At 69.1% G+C, this 18,163-nt stretch carries 17 protein-coding genes and 5 tRNA genes; 5 read left to right on the top strand and 17 right to left on the bottom strand.

The window, feature by feature from the left end:
* Positions 1-14: 14 nt before the first annotated feature.
* From AC0T5L_RS25265 to AC0T5L_RS25235, 7 genes are all read right to left on the bottom strand, one after another.
* Entirely contained in the window at positions 15-614 is a 600-nt protein-coding gene (locus AC0T5L_RS25265; protein WP_476167979.1) for a GNAT family N-acetyltransferase, read from the bottom strand.
* A 200-nt stretch (positions 615-814) separates the two neighbouring features.
* Positions 815-2,314 (bottom strand): alanine/glycine:cation symporter family protein, encoded by a 1,500-nt coding sequence (locus AC0T5L_RS25260; RefSeq protein WP_476167978.1) that lies wholly within the window; start codon positions 2,312-2,314, stop codon positions 815-817.
* A gap of 142 nt (positions 2,315-2,456) precedes the next feature.
* Positions 2,457-2,744, bottom strand: a complete 288-nt coding sequence (locus AC0T5L_RS25255) for a GNAT family N-acetyltransferase (protein ID WP_476167977.1) — start codon at positions 2,742-2,744, stop codon at positions 2,457-2,459.
* 138 nt (positions 2,745-2,882) lie between these two features.
* A complete protein-coding gene (locus AC0T5L_RS25250) occupies positions 2,883-3,821 on the bottom strand; it encodes a DUF5996 family protein (RefSeq protein ID WP_476167976.1) in 939 nt (312 codons plus the stop codon).
* Between the two features lie 58 nt (positions 3,822-3,879).
* Positions 3,880-4,719: a nitrate reductase molybdenum cofactor assembly chaperone gene (locus AC0T5L_RS25245; RefSeq protein ID WP_476167975.1), complete on the bottom strand. Its 840-nt coding sequence runs from the start codon at positions 4,717-4,719 to the stop codon at positions 3,880-3,882.
* Between the two features lie 279 nt (positions 4,720-4,998).
* A complete protein-coding gene (locus AC0T5L_RS25240) occupies positions 4,999-5,724 on the bottom strand; it encodes an rRNA methyltransferase (RefSeq protein ID WP_476167974.1) in 726 nt (241 codons plus the stop codon).
* Positions 5,725-5,799: 75 nt separating this feature from the next.
* Positions 5,800-5,874: transfer RNA gene (locus tag AC0T5L_RS25235), tRNA-Asp, on the bottom strand.
* A 97-nt stretch (positions 5,875-5,971) separates the two neighbouring features.
* Here AC0T5L_RS25235 and AC0T5L_RS25230 point away from each other — a divergent pair.
* Positions 5,972-6,388, top strand: a complete 417-nt coding sequence (locus AC0T5L_RS25230) for an RNA-binding S4 domain-containing protein (RefSeq protein ID WP_476167973.1) — start codon at positions 5,972-5,974, stop codon at positions 6,386-6,388.
* Between the two features lie 231 nt (positions 6,389-6,619).
* Here AC0T5L_RS25230 and AC0T5L_RS25225 read toward each other — a convergent pair whose 3' ends face one another.
* Positions 6,620-7,417, bottom strand: a complete 798-nt coding sequence (locus tag AC0T5L_RS25225; protein ID WP_476167972.1) for an alpha/beta fold hydrolase — start codon at positions 7,415-7,417, stop codon at positions 6,620-6,622.
* Between the two features lie 80 nt (positions 7,418-7,497).
* On the bottom strand, positions 7,498-8,292 hold the full coding sequence (locus tag AC0T5L_RS25220) for a GntR family transcriptional regulator (protein ID WP_476167971.1): 795 nt from the start codon (positions 8,290-8,292) through the stop codon (positions 7,498-7,500).
* 276 nt (positions 8,293-8,568) lie between these two features.
* On the opposite strand from AC0T5L_RS25220, the gene AC0T5L_RS25215 reads away from it, so the two are divergent.
* Positions 8,569-9,270 carry an exonuclease domain-containing protein gene (locus AC0T5L_RS25215; RefSeq protein WP_476167970.1) on the top strand — a complete coding sequence of 234 codons (702 nt, stop codon included), beginning with the start codon at positions 8,569-8,571 and terminating at the stop codon, positions 9,268-9,270.
* A gap of 746 nt (positions 9,271-10,016) precedes the next feature.
* Here the strand turns inward: AC0T5L_RS25215 and AC0T5L_RS25210 are convergent.
* The 4 genes from AC0T5L_RS25210 to AC0T5L_RS25195 form a co-directional block, all read right to left on the bottom strand.
* Positions 10,017-10,090: transfer RNA gene (locus tag AC0T5L_RS25210), tRNA-Phe, on the bottom strand.
* Between the two features lie 25 nt (positions 10,091-10,115).
* Positions 10,116-10,190: transfer RNA gene (locus AC0T5L_RS25205), tRNA-Asp, on the bottom strand.
* Between the two features lie 90 nt (positions 10,191-10,280).
* Positions 10,281-10,353: transfer RNA gene (locus tag AC0T5L_RS25200), tRNA-Glu, on the bottom strand.
* Between the two features lie 96 nt (positions 10,354-10,449).
* Positions 10,450-11,994 carry a metallophosphoesterase family protein gene (locus AC0T5L_RS25195; protein WP_476167995.1) on the bottom strand — a complete coding sequence of 515 codons (1,545 nt, stop codon included), beginning with the start codon at positions 11,992-11,994 and terminating at the stop codon, positions 10,450-10,452.
* Between the two features lie 86 nt (positions 11,995-12,080).
* Between AC0T5L_RS25195 and AC0T5L_RS25190 the strand changes: the two genes are divergently transcribed.
* Together AC0T5L_RS25190 and AC0T5L_RS25185 are read left to right on the top strand one after the other, a co-directional pair.
* Positions 12,081-12,431 carry a metallopeptidase family protein gene (locus tag AC0T5L_RS25190; protein WP_476167969.1) on the top strand — a complete coding sequence of 117 codons (351 nt, stop codon included), beginning with the start codon at positions 12,081-12,083 and terminating at the stop codon, positions 12,429-12,431.
* A gap of 334 nt (positions 12,432-12,765) precedes the next feature.
* A complete protein-coding gene (locus tag AC0T5L_RS25185) occupies positions 12,766-14,070 on the top strand; it encodes an MFS transporter (protein WP_476167968.1) in 1,305 nt (434 codons plus the stop codon).
* 174 nt (positions 14,071-14,244) lie between these two features.
* Here AC0T5L_RS25185 and AC0T5L_RS25180 read toward each other — a convergent pair whose 3' ends face one another.
* From AC0T5L_RS25180 to AC0T5L_RS25165, 4 genes are all read right to left on the bottom strand, one after another.
* Positions 14,245-14,505, bottom strand: a complete 261-nt coding sequence (locus AC0T5L_RS25180; protein ID WP_476167967.1) for a PspC domain-containing protein — start codon at positions 14,503-14,505, stop codon at positions 14,245-14,247.
* A 272-nt stretch (positions 14,506-14,777) separates the two neighbouring features.
* Positions 14,778-16,361, bottom strand: a complete 1,584-nt coding sequence (locus AC0T5L_RS25175) for an MDR family MFS transporter (protein WP_476167966.1) — start codon at positions 16,359-16,361, stop codon at positions 14,778-14,780.
* A gap of 49 nt (positions 16,362-16,410) precedes the next feature.
* Positions 16,411-17,025, bottom strand: coding sequence for a TetR/AcrR family transcriptional regulator (locus AC0T5L_RS25170; protein WP_476167965.1), 615 nt, complete (start codon positions 17,023-17,025; stop codon positions 16,411-16,413).
* Positions 17,026-17,153: 128 nt separating this feature from the next.
* A complete protein-coding gene (locus AC0T5L_RS25165) occupies positions 17,154-17,540 on the bottom strand; it encodes a PPOX class F420-dependent oxidoreductase (RefSeq protein WP_476167964.1) in 387 nt (128 codons plus the stop codon).
* A gap of 305 nt (positions 17,541-17,845) precedes the next feature.
* Between AC0T5L_RS25165 and AC0T5L_RS25160 the strand changes: the two genes are divergently transcribed.
* Positions 17,846-17,921 (top strand) — tRNA-Lys (locus AC0T5L_RS25160).
* Positions 17,922-18,163 lie beyond the last annotated feature (242 nt).

The following is an 18,163-nucleotide window of genomic DNA, read 5'->3' as shown; positions in this document are numbered from 1 at the left end:
CGGGGAGCGGGGGACTACTCGGCTTTCAGCTCCAGGCGGGCGACCACGCGCTCGCTCACATGGTGGCCGTTGAGCGTGAACCCGGCCCGCTGGAACATCTCCACGGTGCCCGTGTAGACCTCCGCGCTGGGCGCGCGGCCCCCGGCGGTGTCCATCGGGTAGGCCTCCAGGACGCGGGCCCCGTGGGCGCGGGCGTACTCGATCGCCCCGTCCAACAGGCGACTGCCCAGGCCGCGCCGACGCCTCCGGGGCGGCAGCCAGAAGCAGACCAGCGCCCACACGCCCGGCTCATGGGGATCGGCCGGACGCAGGGACCTCGACCGCGACAGCCGGATGAAATCCTTGCGCGGGGCCACGGAGACCCAGCCGCACGGGCCGTCCTCGTCGTAGGCGAGCAGACCGGGTACCCGCCCCTCCAGGGTCAGACGGCGCAACTCCTCCTTGTTGTCCGCTCCGCGCATCGAGCGCTCACAGGAGGTACTCGCCGTGTGGTCCTTGGCGCGCCTGCGGAAGAACGTGCACCAACAGTGCCCGTACGCTCCGGTCGGTCCGAACAGATTCTCCAGGTCTTCCCACCGCTCGGCGGTGGCGGGCTCGATTGAGACGATGGACATCGGACTCCCTCGACGAGACACACGGGCCGCCACAACTGTGATCCAGAACACTAGCGATTATTCGCCGTGACCGAAAGAACACGGATGCACGAAAACGCCTTACCTGGCGGGTTTCATCACCGAAAGCCGTGGTTTGGGAAGCTCGTGGGGCGGAGGGCCGCGCCCCTCCGCCCCTGCTCAGCCGGTTGGTCCGGTCCGGATCAGGACGAGACCTGGCCCGTCTTCTCGGCGGACTCCGCCTTTCCGGGTTCCCAGCACTCCACGCCGCGCAGGCCGGGCAGCCGGTCCCGGGTGAACACGGGGTCGATGCCCCGGCGCCGCTGGTCGTTGTAGTCCTTGAGCAGCCGTGCCGCGGTCGCGGCCAGCGGTGTGATCGCGATGAGGTTGACCAGCGCCATCATGCCCATGGTCGTGTCGGCCAGCGTCCATACCAGGTCGATCGAGCCCAGGGCGCCCAGGAAGCTGGCGACGAGGAAGACCACCTTGTAGCCGACGAGAACGTTCTGGCTGTTGGTCAGGTACTCCAGGTTCGACTCGCCGTAGTAGTAGTTGCCCAGCACCGACGTGAACGCGACCAGGACGATGATCAGCGTCATGAGGTGCAGCGCCCAGGGGCCCAGCGCGGAGGTCACCGCGAGCTGGGTGAGGTCGCCCTCCAGCTGCTCGCCGGTGCCCTCCTGGTAACCGATGAGGATGACGAAGGCCGTGATGGAGCAGACCACGAGAGTGTCGAAGTAGACGCCCAGGCTCTGTACCAGGCCCTGCTTGGCGGGGTGGGTGACCGAGGCGCTGGCCGCGGCGACCGGGGCCGAACCGAGCCCCGCCTCGTTGGAGAACATGCCCCGTCGCACACCCTGGATGATCACCGTGGCCAGACCGGCGGCGGCGAACTCGCGGACGCCGAAGGCGTGCTCGAAGATCAGCGAGAACATCTCCGGGATCTGCTGGTAGTTCATCCCCACGATGCTCAGGCCCATGACCAGGTAGATCGCCGCGAAGGTCGGGATCAGGGCCTGGGCCGTCTGCGCGATCCGGCGGACGCCGCCGAAGATCACCAGCGCGGTGACCACGACGACCGCGGCGCCGACGATGACCGACAGCCACATGCCCGAGGTCGCGCCCAGGTTCTCGGAGGTGTTGGCCACGGCGCCGGCGATGGTGTTGCTCTGCACCGCGTTGAAGACCAACGGGAAGGTCATGATGAGGACGATGGCGAACAGCACGCCCATCCAGCGCTGCCCCAGACCGCGCTCCATGTAATAGGCGGGGCCTCCCCGGTAACCCGTGGAGTCCCGGACCTTGTAGAGCTGGGCCAGGGTGGACTCGACGAAGCTGGCTCCGGCCACGACGATCGCCATCAGCCACATCCAGAAGACGGCGCCGGGGCCGCCGAGGGAAATGGCGACGGCCACGCCGACGATGTTGCCGGTGCCGATACGGGCGGCGGCCGAGATCATGAACGCCTGAATCGACGAGACGGCCTTCTTGCCGTCCGGGGCGGTCTCGGGTCGGCTGCGCAGCACCCGGAACATCTCCGGGAACATGCGGATCTGGACGACTCCCGTCCTGATCGTGACGTAGAGACTGACCACCACCAGCAGCGGGATCAGTACCCAGGACCAGAAGAAGTCGTTGTTGAACGTGCCGATGGCCTCGGTGAGGCTCTCACTGACAGTGGGTGTCGCGTCTGCGAGTAACACGGGGGAGGGGCTCCTTTGCTCCAGAAAGAGGACAACCGCCCTCACATACCCGTGAAGTGCGAGGAGTCACCATCAGGGGCACGCTGTGGTCGGATGGTGATGTTCCCGTTATTGCACCTCACCCTGGGGGTAGCCCCGCGGGTCAACCCTCATGGACCAGGTCCGCGTAGGACGGGTTCTTCTTGATGTAGGCCTGGGCGAACGGGCAGATCGGTACCACCTTGAGCCCGCGCTCCCGGATGTGGTCCAGGGACTCGCGCATGAGGTGGCTGGCCACGCCCTTGCCCTCGAAGGCCGAGTCGACCTCCACGTGCGGCAGGGCGTACACGCCCTCGTCGATCAGGTGGTAGGCGGAGAACCCCACCACCGTTCCGTCGGCGCTCACCTCATAGCGCGACCGCTCCGGAACGTCGGCAACCGTCAGGTCCATGGCACTCCCTGCTCCCTGCGTCCGCGCACGGGTGTGCGCGTGGGCACAATGCCCACATTCCCACACATACCCGCTGCGCACACCCCGGGGATGTCGGCCCCTGACGGTACCGGAGCAGTCGCCGTGCCGGCTCTGGAGTCACCGGCCGCCGAGATAGGGATCGGTGGTCCCGCCCGGACAGGCCAGCGCCTCGACGTCCCACCCGGCCAGTCCCGCACCCGCCTGGTAGGCGCTCTCCAGGAACTCCAGGACGGTCGCGTGCGGGTCGGCCGCCTTGCGCACGTCGGCGTAGCGCAGCAGGGCCAGGTGCCCGTTGCCGCTGGGGGTCCACTCGGCCGGGGCCGGGCTGAGCGACTGGCCGGTGAGCCCCTCCGGCTCGGGAGCCGTGTAGGAGTAGAAGCAGGGCTCGGGGATGTCGGCGTCGCCGAACCAGAAACCGAAGCTGACGACCTCTCGCGAGTACGCCTCGCGCACCACCTGGCCCGCCTCCTTCGGCAGCGGGACCGGGTGCGGAGAGAAGCGGGTGACCGCGATGTCGAAGGTGTGCCAGAAGTGGTGCACGGGGCTGGTCTTGCCGGAGAACCCGGCGGCGAACTCCTCCAGCACCATGTTGACCTGGCTGAGCACCTGCCAGTAGCGGGTGGCCTGCTCGGGGACGTAGGTGGCGTGCTCGTGGTCCTGCGCGAACGGGCGTTCGGCGTCGGGCAGGTCGAAGGGATGCGCCAGCGCGATACTGCCGTCCACGCCCAGACTGTCCAGCGCGGACTGGAACCGCAGGTAGAACGAGGCCACGCTGTTGCCCTGGAGCGGAAAGGACACCGTGCCGCCGTCCGAAGACGAGGCGACCAGCTGGTGGCGGACGAAGTCGAAGTCCACGGTGAAGACCGGGTTGCCGTCCGCCAGCCCCATGGGGCGGGAGGTGATCCCGCTGCCGGTGAGGTGGAAGGGCACGTTCCACCAGTGATTACGGCGCGGGCTGTGGTGCAGGCGCACTTTGCCGACGATCTGCTCGAAACGGTGCAGGGTCTGTTTGGTGTCCTGCCACGCGTTGAGGGGGAAGTCCGGGAACAGCTCCATGGTGACGGCTCTCCTTGTCGTACGTGCTGGTGACAGCGGTGCGGTCGGCCCGCGTTCCCTACGGTTTCCCCCCGAGCCGGTCGGAGGCATCGGTACCGGTCCCGTCCCCGGCACCCGTACTGGTTCCGGTGTCCCCGCTGGTCCGCGGCAGCGGTACCGGCGGCCCCCCGTCCCCGGTGAACGGGTTCGGGGCGATCGTGCGGGAGCGGTGGGCGGTCGGGTCCTGGACGGACGGGTGGAGAAGAGCGAACTGGTGCACCGGGTGCCCTCCGTCGGGATGTCCGGGCATGCTCATCAGGACCGCGTCCACGACACGCGCGTACGGAGTGCCGTAGTCGTGCAGGGCCTCGCCCAGCAGGTCCAGCCCGGGGCGCAGGCGCGACAACAGCGCCTCCCCCTCGCGTGCGTCGGCGCGGGCGGTGAACTCCAGGACGACCGCCAGGTGGTCGGGCTGGGCGTCCACGGGCTCAGGCCATCCCGTCTGCGCGTAGGTCCGTGTGATCTCGGCCAGGACGTGGGCACTCCAGGAGGCGTCGCCGTGGCTGGTCAGGTGCAGAGGCCGGTGGCCGAACACGTCCTCGTAGTGCTCGCACAGCTCCGCCTCGGGTGTGGTGGCGGCGTGCTCGCAGAATTCGCGGAGCGCGGTACGCACCGCGCCCCAGGGCAGTTCGGCGACCGCCCGGGCGACCAGCGGAAGGCGTTCGAAGAAGGCCCGGCCGGGATAGCCCAGCAGGACGGAAGCGGCCTGGCGGGTGACCGCGAGCCGGTGGGCCCCGCGGGCGACCCGGTCCGCCTCCAGCCATCCGGGGGTGTCGCGCACGCTTCCGCGTACCGTGCTCCGGCCCGCCGCGTTCTCGTCGGCCCCGTCCTCGTTCGCGCCGTCGGTGGCGGTACTCATTGTCTGACCCCCCTCACGCGGTGCGGCTTCCCTGCCGCTGTCACCGCTTCGGTGTCGCTATCGGGAAGGAGTCCGGGGGCGGATGCGCCGCCGCCCCGGGAGGCCGGGCGGTGTTATGCGCCCGGGAGTCGCTGTACGAGGAGGGCACGGTGAAGACCGGCAGTCACCGCTTCTGCTAATGAATATGCCTCTTCTGCGACGAATGTCACGCATCCCACACCGTTACGGGCGAGAATCACCGCAGAACGGACCGACCGGACCCGTGGCGGTGGCGGCGGTCTACGGAGCGATGTCGCGGGCGCGGACCAGTACCGCCGCGCGGTTGCCGACCTTCACCCGCTCCAGCGCGCGCACGCCCTCCGGAAGCGTGACCCGCCGGGTCCGGGCGGTCACCACCACCACCGCGCGCTCGGGCAGCACCCGTCCAAGGGACTCCAGGAATCCGCTCATCGGGTCCCCGCCCGGGACGGCGCCCGCCCATCGGGTCATCTCGCCATAGGGCATGTCCGTCACCACCAGGTCGGCGTCCACGTGCTCCTCCAGGGAGAACACGTCCGCCACCTCCGTCTCGGAGGGCAGGTCGCCGCCCGTCTCGGACAGCCCGGCCGCCAGGTCGCGGGCGGACTCGGCACGCTCCACGAAGGTCACACGGCCGAAGTCCCGGGCGGACCGGCGCAGCTCCTCCTCGCGTTCCACGAGTCCCTCAGCCGTCAGCAGCCGCAGGTTGCGTGCGGCCAGGGCGACCGCGTCGGCGTCCACGTCCGAGGCGCGCACGTGGGTGAGGCGGTCCCGGTGCAGGAAGCCCAGCACCGTCACGAGGTATCCGCTACCGCAGCAGGGGTCCCAGAGGCGCACGGTCTCCCGGCCGGTGTGCACCATCGCTCGCTGGAACAGCTCGCTGGCCAGGCGCACGGGGAACCCGGGGAAGCCCGGAGCGGACCGCAGCACGTGCCCGCTCGCCAGCGCCGAATGGTCGGTCCGCTCAACGGCGTACCGGTAGCTCAACGTACCTCTGCCCTTCCCGTACTGGCCTGAAAACACCAAAGGCCCGGTGTCCTGGGACACCGGGCCTTTCTCATGCGGTCCTGACGGGATTTGAACCCGCGGCCTCCACCTTGACAGGGTGGCGAGCACTCCTAACTGCTCCACAGGACCTCGCTGCGGTTACAACTCTAGCGCGACTTCGGAGTACTTCGTACCGGTGGCCGCCTAGAGTGGCCCACAACGCCCCAAAGAAGCGAGAGGAACCGGCGTGAACGAGTCATCGGCCCCCCTGCCGTCGGGACCGGAGAGCACCCGGGTCGACCGCTGGCTGTGGGCCGTGCGCCTGACCAAGACGCGCTCAGACGCGGCCCAGGCCTGTCGTGGCGGGCACGTGCGCGTCAACAACCGCCCGGCCAAGCCCGCCACGTCCGTCAAGGTCGGCGACGAGGTCCGCCTCCGTCTGCACGGGATCACCCGCACGGTCGATGTGAGCCATGTCATCGACAAGCGCGTGGGCGCGTCGATCGCGACCCGCTGCTACGTCGACAACACCCCGGCCCCGCCGCCGCAGGCGACCGTGCCCGTCATCAGGCGGGACCGGGGCGCGGGACGGCCGACCAAGCGCGACCGGCGCCTCCTGGACAGGCTCCGCAACGACTTTCCGCAGGGGCCGCCCCTCCCCTAGGGAGTGTTTTTTAGAAGGCTTTCGGGTCGGTGAGCGGCCGTCCGGGCCATCTCTCGCAAGACGATGTGCGAAGTTCAGCCTAGTCGTGCTTCACGAGCGCAGAGGCGTAGCGAGAGGCAGCCCGGTGGACGCGAGCCCGAAATGATGCAAAAAACACGACCCAGGCCGTGCCGGACGTGCCGGGCGGACGCCCGCCGGGGGCAGCGGACACCGCCCGGCCTCCCGCCCTGGTCAGCCTCCCGCCGGCACCGGGTGCTCCGCGAGGAAGTCCAGGACCTCGTGCGTGGCCTTGGCCCCGTCCTCGTGCAGGTAGCCGTGGCGCATCCCGGGCAGGACCAACAGCCGGGCGCCGGGGATCCGCTCCGCGAGGAGGGCCGCGTTGCCGACCGGGGTGAGGGCGTCGTCCTCGCCGTGCACGACCAGTGTCGGCGCCCCGATGGTGGGCAGCAGGTCCCAGCCGTCGTAGCCCGTGCTCGCGCCGAAGTGCAGGCGCTGGGCGCGTAGCGGCCCGCGCGGCAGGACGCGGGTGACCGTGTCGGGGTGGGCGGCGGCCCACTCGTGGGTGTAGAAGAGCTCGGCGATCATGTCGCGTCCGGCGTCCGTGCTGGCCTGGCGCAGCGCCAGGGTGGACGACCGCGGACGTTCGACCTCGCTGCGGCCCCCGGGTGCCGTGGCGCCCAGGACCAGCGCGCCGAGGCGCTCGGGCGCCGTGGCCGCGAAGGTCTGGGCGACCTTGCCGCCCATGGAGAACCCGTAGACGTGTGCCCGGGGGATCTCCAGCTCGTCCAGGACGGCGAGGGCGTCGCTCACGAACAGTTCGAAGGTGTAGGGCTCTTCGAGGGGTGCCTCGCTGCCGCCGGTGCCGCGGAAGTCCATCCGCACGACCCTGTGGCGCCGCGCCAGTTCGGTGTGCACCCCGTCCCACATCCCGTGGTCGAGGGACTGCCCGTTGAGGAGCAGGAGGGGATCGCCCCACCCGAGGGTGTCGTACCAGATACGGGTTCCGTCAGCAGCGGTCACGTGGCTCACGGATCCGGACACTACCCGAAGAACCACGCATACGAAGTGCGCGCGCCGTCCCGTCCCGCGGGGCGTGGCACGCAGCGCGGCTACCAGCGCTCCAGCCGTGTCGTGAAGACCGCCTCGGTCCGGTCACCGGGAAGGATGACCTCGGACCAGTCCACGACCCGCTCATGTGTGTCGATCGAGGCCTTCCGGAGGACCGTCACGGCGGTGCCCGCGCCCAACCCCAGCTCATGCGCCTCCTCCGCGGTCGGCGGCCTCGCGGTGACCCTCTCCTCCACCCGGTCAACCTCGATGCCAACGGTGTGAAGCTGGCTCTGCGTGCCGCCGGGCCACGGTTCCCTGGTCTCGTCGAGCAGGTCCGGGTTGGACTCCACCATGCTGAGGACGAGGTAGGAGCGCACCAGGTTGAACGGGGCCGCCTCATCCCTGTGGCGCGTCCGGTACACGCGTTCCAGCAGTTCGGTCCCCTCGGGGACGCGGAGCGCCGTCGCCGGCCCCTCGTCAGCCTCCACACGGGCGTACGTGGCACTGAACACCAGGTCCTCCACCATCAGGCCGGTGTCGTGCTCGGTCACCCCCCTGGCGAGCCTCTCCCGGAGCCCGGCCCGGACACGGTCCTTCTCCCACTGGTGGCGCTCGTTTCTTCGGAGCACGAGGTGCCGCGGCCCGCGTACGAAGTCGCCGCGGCCGTGCCGACTCTCGACCAGACCCTCGGCCCGCAGCAGCGCGAGGGCCCGGCGCACGGCCGACAGCCCCCGCGTGTAACGCTGAGCCAGTTCCGCTTCCGCTGGCACCCGGCCACCGGGTGCCAGCTCTCCCGAACGGATCTGCTGACGCAGATCGTCGGCGATCCGTTCACAGGCCTTGTCCTTGGTCACGTGCTGCCCACCCGTCCTTACCGCCGACGCTCCGGGCCTGGTCCTCAGCAGGTGTCCACGGCTTGCGGGATGGCGACGCGGCCCTGTCGACCGACACGTGAAGAGGAGTTGAGGAGCGGACGCCCCCGGGAGCTGCCCGGGCTCCCGTGCCGTTCTGCTCCTCACCCGGTGGCTGACTCCGACTTTCCCTACCACTGGGAACCGCGTGGCGGCCCGCACGGCGCTCGCTCTTTGACAACCTCATACCGAACCGCCCCCGAACCCAGAAGGGTCCGCATGACCTGGCACACCCGCCCCATGGCCGCGTTCGACGTCGAGTCCACCGGCCTGGACACCGGCAACGACCGAATCGTCACCGCCGCCCTGTGGCGCATCGACCCCGACGCCCGCACCAAGCACGTCACCACCTGGCTCATCGACCCCGGCGTCGACATCCCCCAGGCCGCCGCCGACATCCACGGCATCACCACCGACCACGCCCGTGAGCACGGGCGTCCCGCCTCCGAGGCGGTGCCGGAGATCGGCGCCGCCCTGGAGAAGACGGCCGTGGACGGCCTGCCGGTGGTGGTCTACAACGCCCCCTACGACCTGGGGCTGCTCGCCGCCGAGTTGGAGCGCCACGGCTCCGGGACGGGCTTCGATGAGACGCTGCGCGTCCTGGACCCCCTCGTGCTGGACAAGCAGGTCGACACCTTCCGACGCGGCTCGCGCAAACTGGTCGACGTGTGCACCCACCACGGTGTGCACCTGGACTCCGAACAGGCGCACGGGGCCGCCGCTGACTCCCTGGCCGCCGCCCGGCTGGCCTGGAAGCTCGCCGCGACCCACCCGGAACTGGCGGACATGGGCATCGACGACCTGCACGCCGCGCAGATCACCTGGAAGGCCGAACAGGCCGCCAGTTTCCAGACCTACCTGCGGCGCAAGAACCCCGAAGCGGTCGTGGACGGCTCCTGGCCGCTCGCCGGCCGCGTCTGAGTACCGCCCCGACCGGACACGAGGGGCCGAAGCGCCATGGACGTGGTGCTCCGGTTCCCTTCCGGCGCATGTGGACGCGGACCCACGAGGAGGCCCTGAGTGGGACTGAGGCGGCCTCTCCGCTCACGAGGTGCTCCCACGCTCCCCAGGGGCGCGTGTGTGCCCACGTGGCTCTACGCGGACGCCTCAGAGACATTCCTGGCCCGGTGGGCGGCTCCCGCTCTGTGCATGTGTTCGGTTGTGCTGCCGGCAGGCTACGGAGCGGGCTCCTCCTCGGGTGATGCGGCCTGATGCTGACCGCTCCTCTCCCGAGCGCGGTACCGGACTGCTTCCAGAGCGATCCATGGGACGGTGAGCGTGGAGAAGACCACCGCGTTGAAGACGCGGAGGGAATTCCGCCAGGCCGTCGCCCCCATGGGGCTCGAAGATAGCGACCGGCACCCGTACGAGTGCCATCACCAGGTTCGCGACTCCGGCGGTACGCGTGGGCGCTCCTTCTCCTCGGCACCGTGGGAGCGGGGTGGTGCCGACGCCTACCGGTAAGACAAGCCGGGCCGAACGGCTCACGCGACCACCGGCCCGGCAGGTGGCCGAACAGATCGCCGCCGAACACGACCGCCTCGCCGCCACCGGAAACGCAGCCACCACCGGGACCCGCGACCGCCCACCGACAGCCACCGGCGCACGAAAAGGCCCCGCCGTCTGTTCGCACAGGTGGCGGGGCCTTTTCGCATGTGTGTGGGTTGTGGCTAGGGGCGGGGTCGAACCGCCGACCTTCCGCTTTTCAGGCGGACGCTCGTACCAACTGAGCTACCTAGCCGCATTCGCCGATTTATCGGCGACGGCGGTCCTGACGGGATTTGAACCCGCGGCCTCCACCTTGACAGGGTGGCGAGCACTCCTAACTGCTCCACAGGACCTTGTTCTGTTGTCGCACCAGACCTCCGCGGCCTCGTGCGCTGCTGCGGTTCTCATTCTGCCAGATGTCCGACAGTGCTCAAACCGCTTCGTACCCCCAACGGGATTCGAACCCGCGCTACCGCCTTGAAAGGGCGGCGTCCTGGGCCGCTAGACGATGGGGGCCCGTGTGACACGCCAAGCATAGAGGAGATCCACGACCAACACCAAAGTGATCGCCTCAGAGGATCGAAACTCTCCCTAGCTGGGGCAACACTACCGTCAAGGTGTGCGCTCAACGTCGTCGGCCTCCGCCTCCGGGCTCTCGGTCGGCTCTCCCACGGGACGCTCGGGCTCTGCCTCGATCTGCCGCTCGACCTGCGCCGACGTGAGCCCGACACCGCCCAGGTCGATGTCGTCACGGGCCTGGAGGCGCCCGGTCTCGGCACCGAAGTACAGCACCGACGCCTGGTACGGAGTCGGGCGGCCGGATTCGTGATCAAGGCCACTCAGCCCCGCGCCGCCGGTGGTTCCCTGCACCAGAAACCTGGTGCCCAGGTCGGTCAGCTCGGTGGACCGCATGTGCTCGCCGCCGGTCAGCACCAGGGGTGCCACCCCGTCGAACGCCTCCGCCTGCGTGCGCGTGTGCATGATGACCACGTCCACGTCCTCCCGGGAGCGGACCACCTCCGCGGCCTCCTCCTCGCCCTGTGCGGCCACCCCGGAAGCGTCCGGGTTGAGTCGGGTCGCGTCCGGGGTGTACCTGGGGTCCCCGGACCCGTAGAAGGTCAGGCCGCCCACCTCCTGGACCTCGCCGTCCAGCACCACGGCGTTCTCCTGGGCCCCCACCGCACGCTGGGTGCCCATGGAGTCGTGCTGGCCCCGCACCCACACGTAGGGGACGTCCAGGCCGCTGATCTCCTCGGCGAACGCGTCCTCGGCCGCGCTGCCCCGGTCGGTGAGGTCGCCCGAGTCCACCACCATGTCCACCCCGTACTGGTCCTGGAGCGTGCTGATGATGCTCCACGACGCCGGGTTCAGCTGGATGTCGGCCACGTGCAGCACGCGGATCACCGACTCGTCCTCGTCGTACACGGGCAGGGTGGAGGTGGCCTCGTAGAGCATCGCGACGTTGCCGAGCAGGCCCGCCAGCTGCTCCTGGTACTGGCTGAACCGGCCCACCACCTCCTCGGCGCTGCCCACCACCTGTGGGGCGCCCGCGATCAGGCCCGTGTAGCGGGGTTCGGCGATGGAACTGGGGTTGAAGGTGTTGGCGGCGACGAGGCCGGAGACGGCGAGCACGCTCAGCGAGACGAGCGCGCTGGCCAGGGCCCGCCACACGTTCCGGAAGAGCAGCAGCCCCATCACCGTCGCCCCGAGGATCGCGGCGAGCACCGCGCGCACCAGCAGGTCGATCACGCCGGCGCGCAGGTCGGAACCGATGCCCGCAGCCATGCGGTTGATTGCCTCGGGATCGGTGAAGACCTCCTCCGCGGCGGACAGCCGGATGTCGGAGATGGTCGCCTCAAGCTTGATGGGGGCGTTGTGGGTGTCGAAGGCCAACTGTCCCAACGGGGCCACGTTGACGACCGTCTCACCGTGCCACTGGGGGCTCAGGCCGAGGGTGACGTCCGCCGGGCCGATGGGGGTGACCACCTGCCCGCCCAGCGCCAGGCCCAGCCAGCCGCCGACCAGGCCCGCCACGACGACGCATCCCCACCTCCACGCACGTCCCGCGCGCAGCCGGTCGAAGGTGCCGCGGAGCCGCTGGAGGGCCCCGCGAAAGTCGTACCCGCGGATCGCTTCCCAAGACAACACACCCCCCATCATGCCGTCGCGGGAGGCCGTTCCCAATGTTTCATCCCCTTCCAGAGTGTTATGTCGCTTCCAACGGGCTGCGGCCAGGCAGCACAATGGCGGGTGTGGTGGAACTTACGCGCAGGGACTTCGAGGAACTGGTCGCCGACGCCCTGGACCAGATCCCGCCCGAGCTGGCAGGGCTGATGGACAACGTGGTGATCACCGTCGAGGACGAGTCCCCGGACGGGCTGCTCGGCCTGTACGAGGGCATCCCGCTGACCGAGCGCGGGGACGCCTACTTCGGCGTGCTGCCGGACCAGATCTTCATCTACCGGCGCAACATCTGCGCCTTCTGCCAGACCCCTGAGCAGGTGGTGGAGGAGGTCCTGGTCACCGTGGTCCACGAGATCGCGCACCACTTCGGGATCGACGACACCAGACTGACCGAGCTGGGCTGGGGCTGATCCGCCACGCCCGTCCGGCCCTCCCCCGCACCGCGGCCCTCCTCGGAACGCGCTTCGAGCGACCCTCCGTGAAAACCAGCACACTATTCGCGCATATCTGACATTCCAGGTTGCCCCCCGAGTCCTCCCGCGCAAATACCCCCACCAGGGATGACAATACGTTCATGACCTGCGAAGGGCATGATCGAATCCACTCTCTCCTCCTTTACCCACAGCAACGAATCAGACACAAAATCACCGAAACGGCTTGCGGCGAAGCCCGCCTTCCGGAACTGTTGGTTATTGGGACACGACACAGCGTGATTACAACCCTGTAACAGTAAGGGAGTGCCGGGTGGCCAATCCGCGCCTCGAAAACACACCTGACAACGGAGACCACGAGTCTTCGAGCGCCCCCAACAGCAAAGACTGGCGGAGCAGCTACCGCGACGTCATGGCGATCGGCGAATTCCGGTCCGTCTGGCTCGCGCACGCTCTGTCGATGATCGGCACGAACCTGCTGAACATCGCCACCAGCGTCCTGGTCTTCCAGGTGACCGGATCAGCACTCGCCGCAGGCGTCACCCTGGCCCTGACCTTCCTGCCCCCGATCATCAGCCCCCTGATCGCGGGGTTCGCCGACCTCTTCCCCCGCCGACGCATCATGGTCATCTGCGATATCGTGCGCGCGGCCGTCATCGTGCTCATCGGCATCCCGGGCATGCCGATCTGGGCCATCTGGATACTGCTGTTCTGCTCGGTGGTGCCGTCGATCCCCTTCGCCGCGGCCCGAGCCGCGATGATGGCCGAGATCGTCCAGGGCGAGCGCTACGTGGCGAGCACCGCCATCATCCAGCTGACCTCGCAGCTCGGCATGCTCGCCGGCCTGGTCGCGGGCGGTGTGATCGTCTCCTACGTCGGCCCCAACATCACCGTGATGTCGACCGGCACCCTCTTCGTACTGTCCGCCCTCATCGTGCTGCTGGGGGTCAGCGCGCGTCCCGCGCCCCGTGCGGAGGAGGGGGACCGTCCCGGATTCCTGGCCATGACCCGCGACGGCGCCAAACTCGTCTTCAGCGACCCGCGGCTGCGCACCCTGGCGCTGCTCGCCTGGCTCGCCGGCCTGTACGGCATCCCCTACGGGCTGGCCAACCCCATGGCCGACGAGATCGGCGCGGGATCGACCGCCGCCGGGCTCATCATGGCGGGTTCCCCGATCGGGGCCTTCATCGGCGGGCTCGTCCTGACACGGATCGTCCCGCCGCCCACCCGCATGCGTCTACTCGGCCCGCTGGCGGTGCTCACCTGTGTGCCCCTGCTGCTGTGGCTGGCGAGCCCGCCGCTGTGGCTCATGGTGACGGCTCTCGCGTTCTGTGGCGTCGCGGGCTCCTACCAGTTCGTGGCCAACGCGGCGTTCGTGCTGTGCGTACCCCAGGAGGGCCGTGGCCTGGCCTTCGGACTGGTCGCGGCAGGACTCCAGGCCGCGCAGGGCGTGAGCATCCTGATCGCCGGGTTCTTCGCCGAGCAGTTCGGCACCGGCGCCGTCATCGCTTCGGCCGGTGTCCTCGGCATCGTCTGCGCGGCGCTGCTGGCGGTCCCGTGGTCGCGGATGGCCGGAGAGACCATCGAACAGATGAACGCGACCGAGGAGTCCGCCTAGGACGTGTTCGGTGGACGCTGCCCGTCGCTCATCGGGGCATGTGTCCGCCGAGCATGTCCTAGCGGTCCTTGCCGCACTCCGCCGGGGTCTCGCGGGTCTCCTCGACCTCGCGCTCCTCCCGCGGAGTGCGCAGCTCTCGGCGCTCCCAGTCCGGGTGTGCTCTGAGGGTCCACATCAGTTCTCGCTCGGCTTTCCTTGGAAGTTGCGGATGATCTGCTCCAGCAGGGAGCGCTTCTCGTTTTCGGCCGGCATGATCAGCCAGGCCAGGATGTAGACGAAGACGCCGCTGAACCCGAGGACGGTCAGGACCACGAAGGCCAGTCGGACGATGGTGGAGTCGATGTTGAGGAACTCGGCGATCCCGCCGCACACACCGGCCAGGTATCGGTCGGAACCACTACGGCGGAAACGTTTGTTCTGGTAGTTCTCGCTCATGTCTCCACCTTGCCCCTTCCCCACGACGATTCCCATCGGGGACAGCCCTGGGCCTCCCCTGACATCCCCCCGAGCCCTTCCTGGAGGGGTCGGGACCGGGGGTGCCGGAGCGCCCCCTCGGGTTTGACGGCGAAGGGACCCGCGGCGTTCCCGGGGTGTGGAACACACCAGGAGAAACCGGGGTCCCCTCGGTCAGTGGGAGATGTGCACCGCGCGGTGGGAGCTGTGCGCTGCGCGGTGGGAGCTGTGCCCTGCCTGGCGGGAGCCGTGCGCTACGCGGAGTTCCTGGTGTCCTTCTCGCTCCGGTCGCCGCTCTCCTCTCCCTCCCCGCTCTCCTTGCTCTGTCCGACACCGCCGATGGTGGTGGCCAACGGCTTCTCGGTGATGAACCAGGAGAGCGCGAACCCGACCAGCGAGATCGGAACCGCGTAGAGGAAGATCGGGGGCAGGGCGCCCGCGAAGGCGTCCACGATGAACTCCCGCACCGGATCGGGCAGGCTCTGTAGCATCTGCGGGGTCATGGAGCTGATACCGGCCTCGCCGCCCTCGAACTCCAGGCCACCGCCCGGCATGTCGGCCACCCGCTCGTTGAGGCGGGACACGAAGATCGACCCGAACACGGCGATACCGAAGGACGCGCCGATCTGGCGGAAGTAGTTGTTCGCCGAGGTCGCGGCACCGAGGTCGCGGCGCGGAGCCGTGTTCTGCACGATCAGCACCAGGTTCTGCATCACCATGCCCACACCCAGGCCCATGACCAGCATCGCCGAACCGTTGTAGAGGTAGGAGGTGTCGGCGTCCATCTGGGAGAGCAGGACCAGGCCCAGGGAGATGATGGCGGTGCCGATGATCGGCCAGTGCTTGTAGCGACCGGTGGCGGAGATGAGACGACCGGTCGTGATGGTGCTGGTGAGCATACCGACCACCATCGGGAGCATGAGCAGCCCGGACTCGGTGGCGGTGGCGCCCTTGACCATTTGCAGGAACGTGGGCAGGTAGGAAACCGTGGAGAACATCGCGATGCCCACGGTGATGCCGATCAGCGCGGTGAGGACGAAGTCGCGGTCACGGAAGAGGCGCAGCGGGATGATCGGCTCGGCCGCGCGCCGTTCCACCAGCACGAACAGGAGCGCCGCCACGCCCGCGCCCGCTCCCAGACTGAGGATCTGCGGACTCACCCAGTCGTAGGTGTGGCCGCCCCAGCTGGTCATCAGCACCAGGCACACGCTTGTGGCGGCCAGGAGCACGGTGCCCATGTAGTCCAGCTTCGGTCTGGGCCCCTCGGGCATGGGCAGGCGGATCATGGTCGCCGCCGTGACCAGGGCGATCGCGCCCAGGGGCAGGTTGATGTAGAAGATCCAGCGCCAGTCCAGGTGGTCGGTGAAGAAGCCGCCGAGCAGCGGACCGGCCACCGAGGAGACCCCGAACACGGCGCCCATGATGCCCATGTACTTGCCGCGCTCCCGCGGGGATACGACGTCGGCGATGATCGCCTGGGCGCTGATCATCAGACCACCGCCTCCGATGCCCTGGAGGGCACGGAAGAGGATGAGCTGGGTCATGTCCTGGGCGAGCCCGGCCAGCACGGATCCGAGCAGGAAGACGGCGATCGCGAACAGGTACACGTAGCGGCGGCCGAAGATGTCGCCCGCCTTGCCGTAGATGGGCATGCCGACGGTGGCCGCGAGCATGTACGCGGTGACGACCCAGGACAGGTGCTCCAGGCCGTTGAGCTCCCCGACGATGGTGGGCAGGGCCGTGGAGACGATGGTCTGGTCCAGTGAGGCCAGCAGCATCGTCAGGATGATCGCCAGGAAGATCCAACGCAACCTGGTGCGACCGATGGTGGTGGACATGGGACTCCGTTCGCCTGCTAGGAGGCCCCGAGGGGCCGGAGTGCCCCGGTCAGCCGGTGGGCGTGGACGGCCCGTAGGCCTCGCCCAGGTGGCGGAAGGCCGCGCGGATCTTGGCGCGGATGTCCGCGGCCTCCTCGCTCTCCGAGAAGTGGAGGCTCTTCATGGTGTGGCGCATCACCGACATGGCCGCCGCGGCGACCAGGAGGGGGCGGTCGTCCTCCGGTGAGGCTCCGGACCGCTCAGCGATGGCCGCGGCGAGCTCCGTTTCCACGTGGTGGAAGCGGGCGAGCATACCGCGCACGAGCTGGGGCTCGCGCTCCATGAGCTCCTTGCGCATGCGCATGTCGGCGCGCTGTGTGGCGAGGTCGTCGGTACTGACCAGGAACGTGATCAGCACGGTGATGAGGTCCTCGACGAAGTCACCGGTGGGGCCGCCGTTGACGAACTCCCGCCGCACCTCCTCGTCGGGGGTCCCCGGAACGTCGCCGAGGAGGGCGTCCTCCTTGGTGGCGAAGTAGTTGAAGAAGGTCCGGGTGGAGACGTCGGCCTCGGCCGCGATCTCCTCCACGGTCACGTTCTCCAGGCCGCGATCCAGAGTGAGGCGTACGGCCGCGTCCTGGAGTGCGCGGCGCGTGGCCTGCTTCTTGCGTTCGCGCAGCCCCAATGGTCCTCCCCCGTGCACGATCAATTATTGCAGACCATGCAATCTTTCTCAACAGGTGTTCTCGCGGGACGGAGCACGCCCGCGCCGGGGGCGGTGCGACCCCGCCGGTGCGGGGCCGCACCCGTGTCCTACCGGCCCACGAAACGTTCGGGCCGAACATAGACGATGACACGCTCTTCCTTGGGGTCGTCCCAGGGGTAGGGTCCTCCGAGGTACTTCTGGGCCATCTCGTTGATGAAGGCCTTGTCCTGGTCCTCGTCCACCCGGTCGACCACGCCGCGGACCTCCACGTACATGTAGGGGTCGTCGGGGTCGGTGGCCGACACCGAGATCCGGCCGTCGCGTTTGAGGTTGTGCAGCTTCTGCCGGGTCGTGGTCTGGCTGAACTTGAGGAACTCGCCGTCCCAGTCGATCCACACCGGGCTGGACTGGGGCTCGCCGTCCGGTCCGAGGGTGGCCACGTGCCCGAACGCGGGCTTGCGCAGGACCGCCTGCTGCTTCTCCGAGAACGCCATAATGCTCCTTGTCGTCGTTGGCTCAGGATGCCCTCCGAGTACACCAACACCTCCGGCCGCAGACCCGGCGACGCGCCCGGAGGACCTGTGCGACGGCCTGCGGCCGGGCCCGCCGCGCCCGTCGACGTCCGGGAGCCTCCGAAGCCGGCCGTCTCGTCTGGCCCGGACCCTCGGATCCGTTCCCCGCTTTCCCGCCCCGACGACCTGCTCTTCCTCGCACCAAGCGTGTTCGCCGCTCCACGGCCGCCGTGGCGCTGCGGTAGAGTTGTCCCGGTGCGGCTCCGGCCAGTGTCCGGACGCCACACGGGGCCTTAGCTCAATTGGCAGAGCAGCGGACTTTTAATCCGCGGGTTCAGGGTTCGATCCCCTGGGGCCCTACCACACGGAACCCCAGGTCAGAGCGTGTTCATCACCGCCACCGACCTGGGGTTTTCTCGTGCCCGGAACTTCGGAGGAGCTCCATACGGGCTCCCCAGCGCGAGATGGGCGCTCCCACCTCGCGAGGACCTCGCTCCCCACGGGGCCGCATCCGGCCGGACGAACCCCGGCCCGACCCCCACGGCTGTACCGCCCGCACACGCCCACCAGCGCTCCACAGCCGCCCGCACGCCCCGCCGGGTCAC

Source organism: Nocardiopsis sp. TRM 82005, from assembly GCF_056312425.1.
This window is presented reverse-complemented; position numbering and strand designations above follow the sequence as displayed.

Bases quoted from the DNA above. Each gene is read 5' to 3' on its own strand.
- AC0T5L_RS25195 (WP_476167995.1), bottom strand. From the start codon at position 11,994: ATGGGGGGTGTGTTGTCTTGGGAAGCGATCCGCGGGTACGACTTTCGC.
- AC0T5L_RS25245 (WP_476167975.1), bottom strand. From the start codon at position 4,719: ATGAGTACCGCCACCGACGGCGCGAACGAGGACGGGGCCGACGAGAAC.
- AC0T5L_RS25190 (WP_476167969.1), top strand. From the start codon at position 12,081: ATGGCGGGTGTGGTGGAACTTACGCGCAGGGACTTCGAGGAACTGGTC.
- AC0T5L_RS25250 (WP_476167976.1), bottom strand. From the start codon at position 3,821: ATGGAGCTGTTCCCGGACTTCCCCCTCAACGCGTGGCAGGACACCAAA.
- AC0T5L_RS25215 (WP_476167970.1), top strand. From the start codon at position 8,569: ATGACCTGGCACACCCGCCCCATGGCCGCGTTCGACGTCGAGTCCACC.
- AC0T5L_RS25265 (WP_476167979.1), bottom strand. From the start codon at position 614: ATGTCCATCGTCTCAATCGAGCCCGCCACCGCCGAGCGGTGGGAAGAC.
- AC0T5L_RS25180 (WP_476167967.1), bottom strand. From the start codon at position 14,505: ATGAGCGAGAACTACCAGAACAAACGTTTCCGCCGTAGTGGTTCCGAC.
- AC0T5L_RS25255 (WP_476167977.1), bottom strand. From the start codon at position 2,744: ATGGACCTGACGGTTGCCGACGTTCCGGAGCGGTCGCGCTATGAGGTG.
- AC0T5L_RS25175 (WP_476167966.1), bottom strand. From the start codon at position 16,361: ATGTCCACCACCATCGGTCGCACCAGGTTGCGTTGGATCTTCCTGGCG.
- AC0T5L_RS25165 (WP_476167964.1), bottom strand. From the start codon at position 17,540: ATGGCGTTCTCGGAGAAGCAGCAGGCGGTCCTGCGCAAGCCCGCGTTC.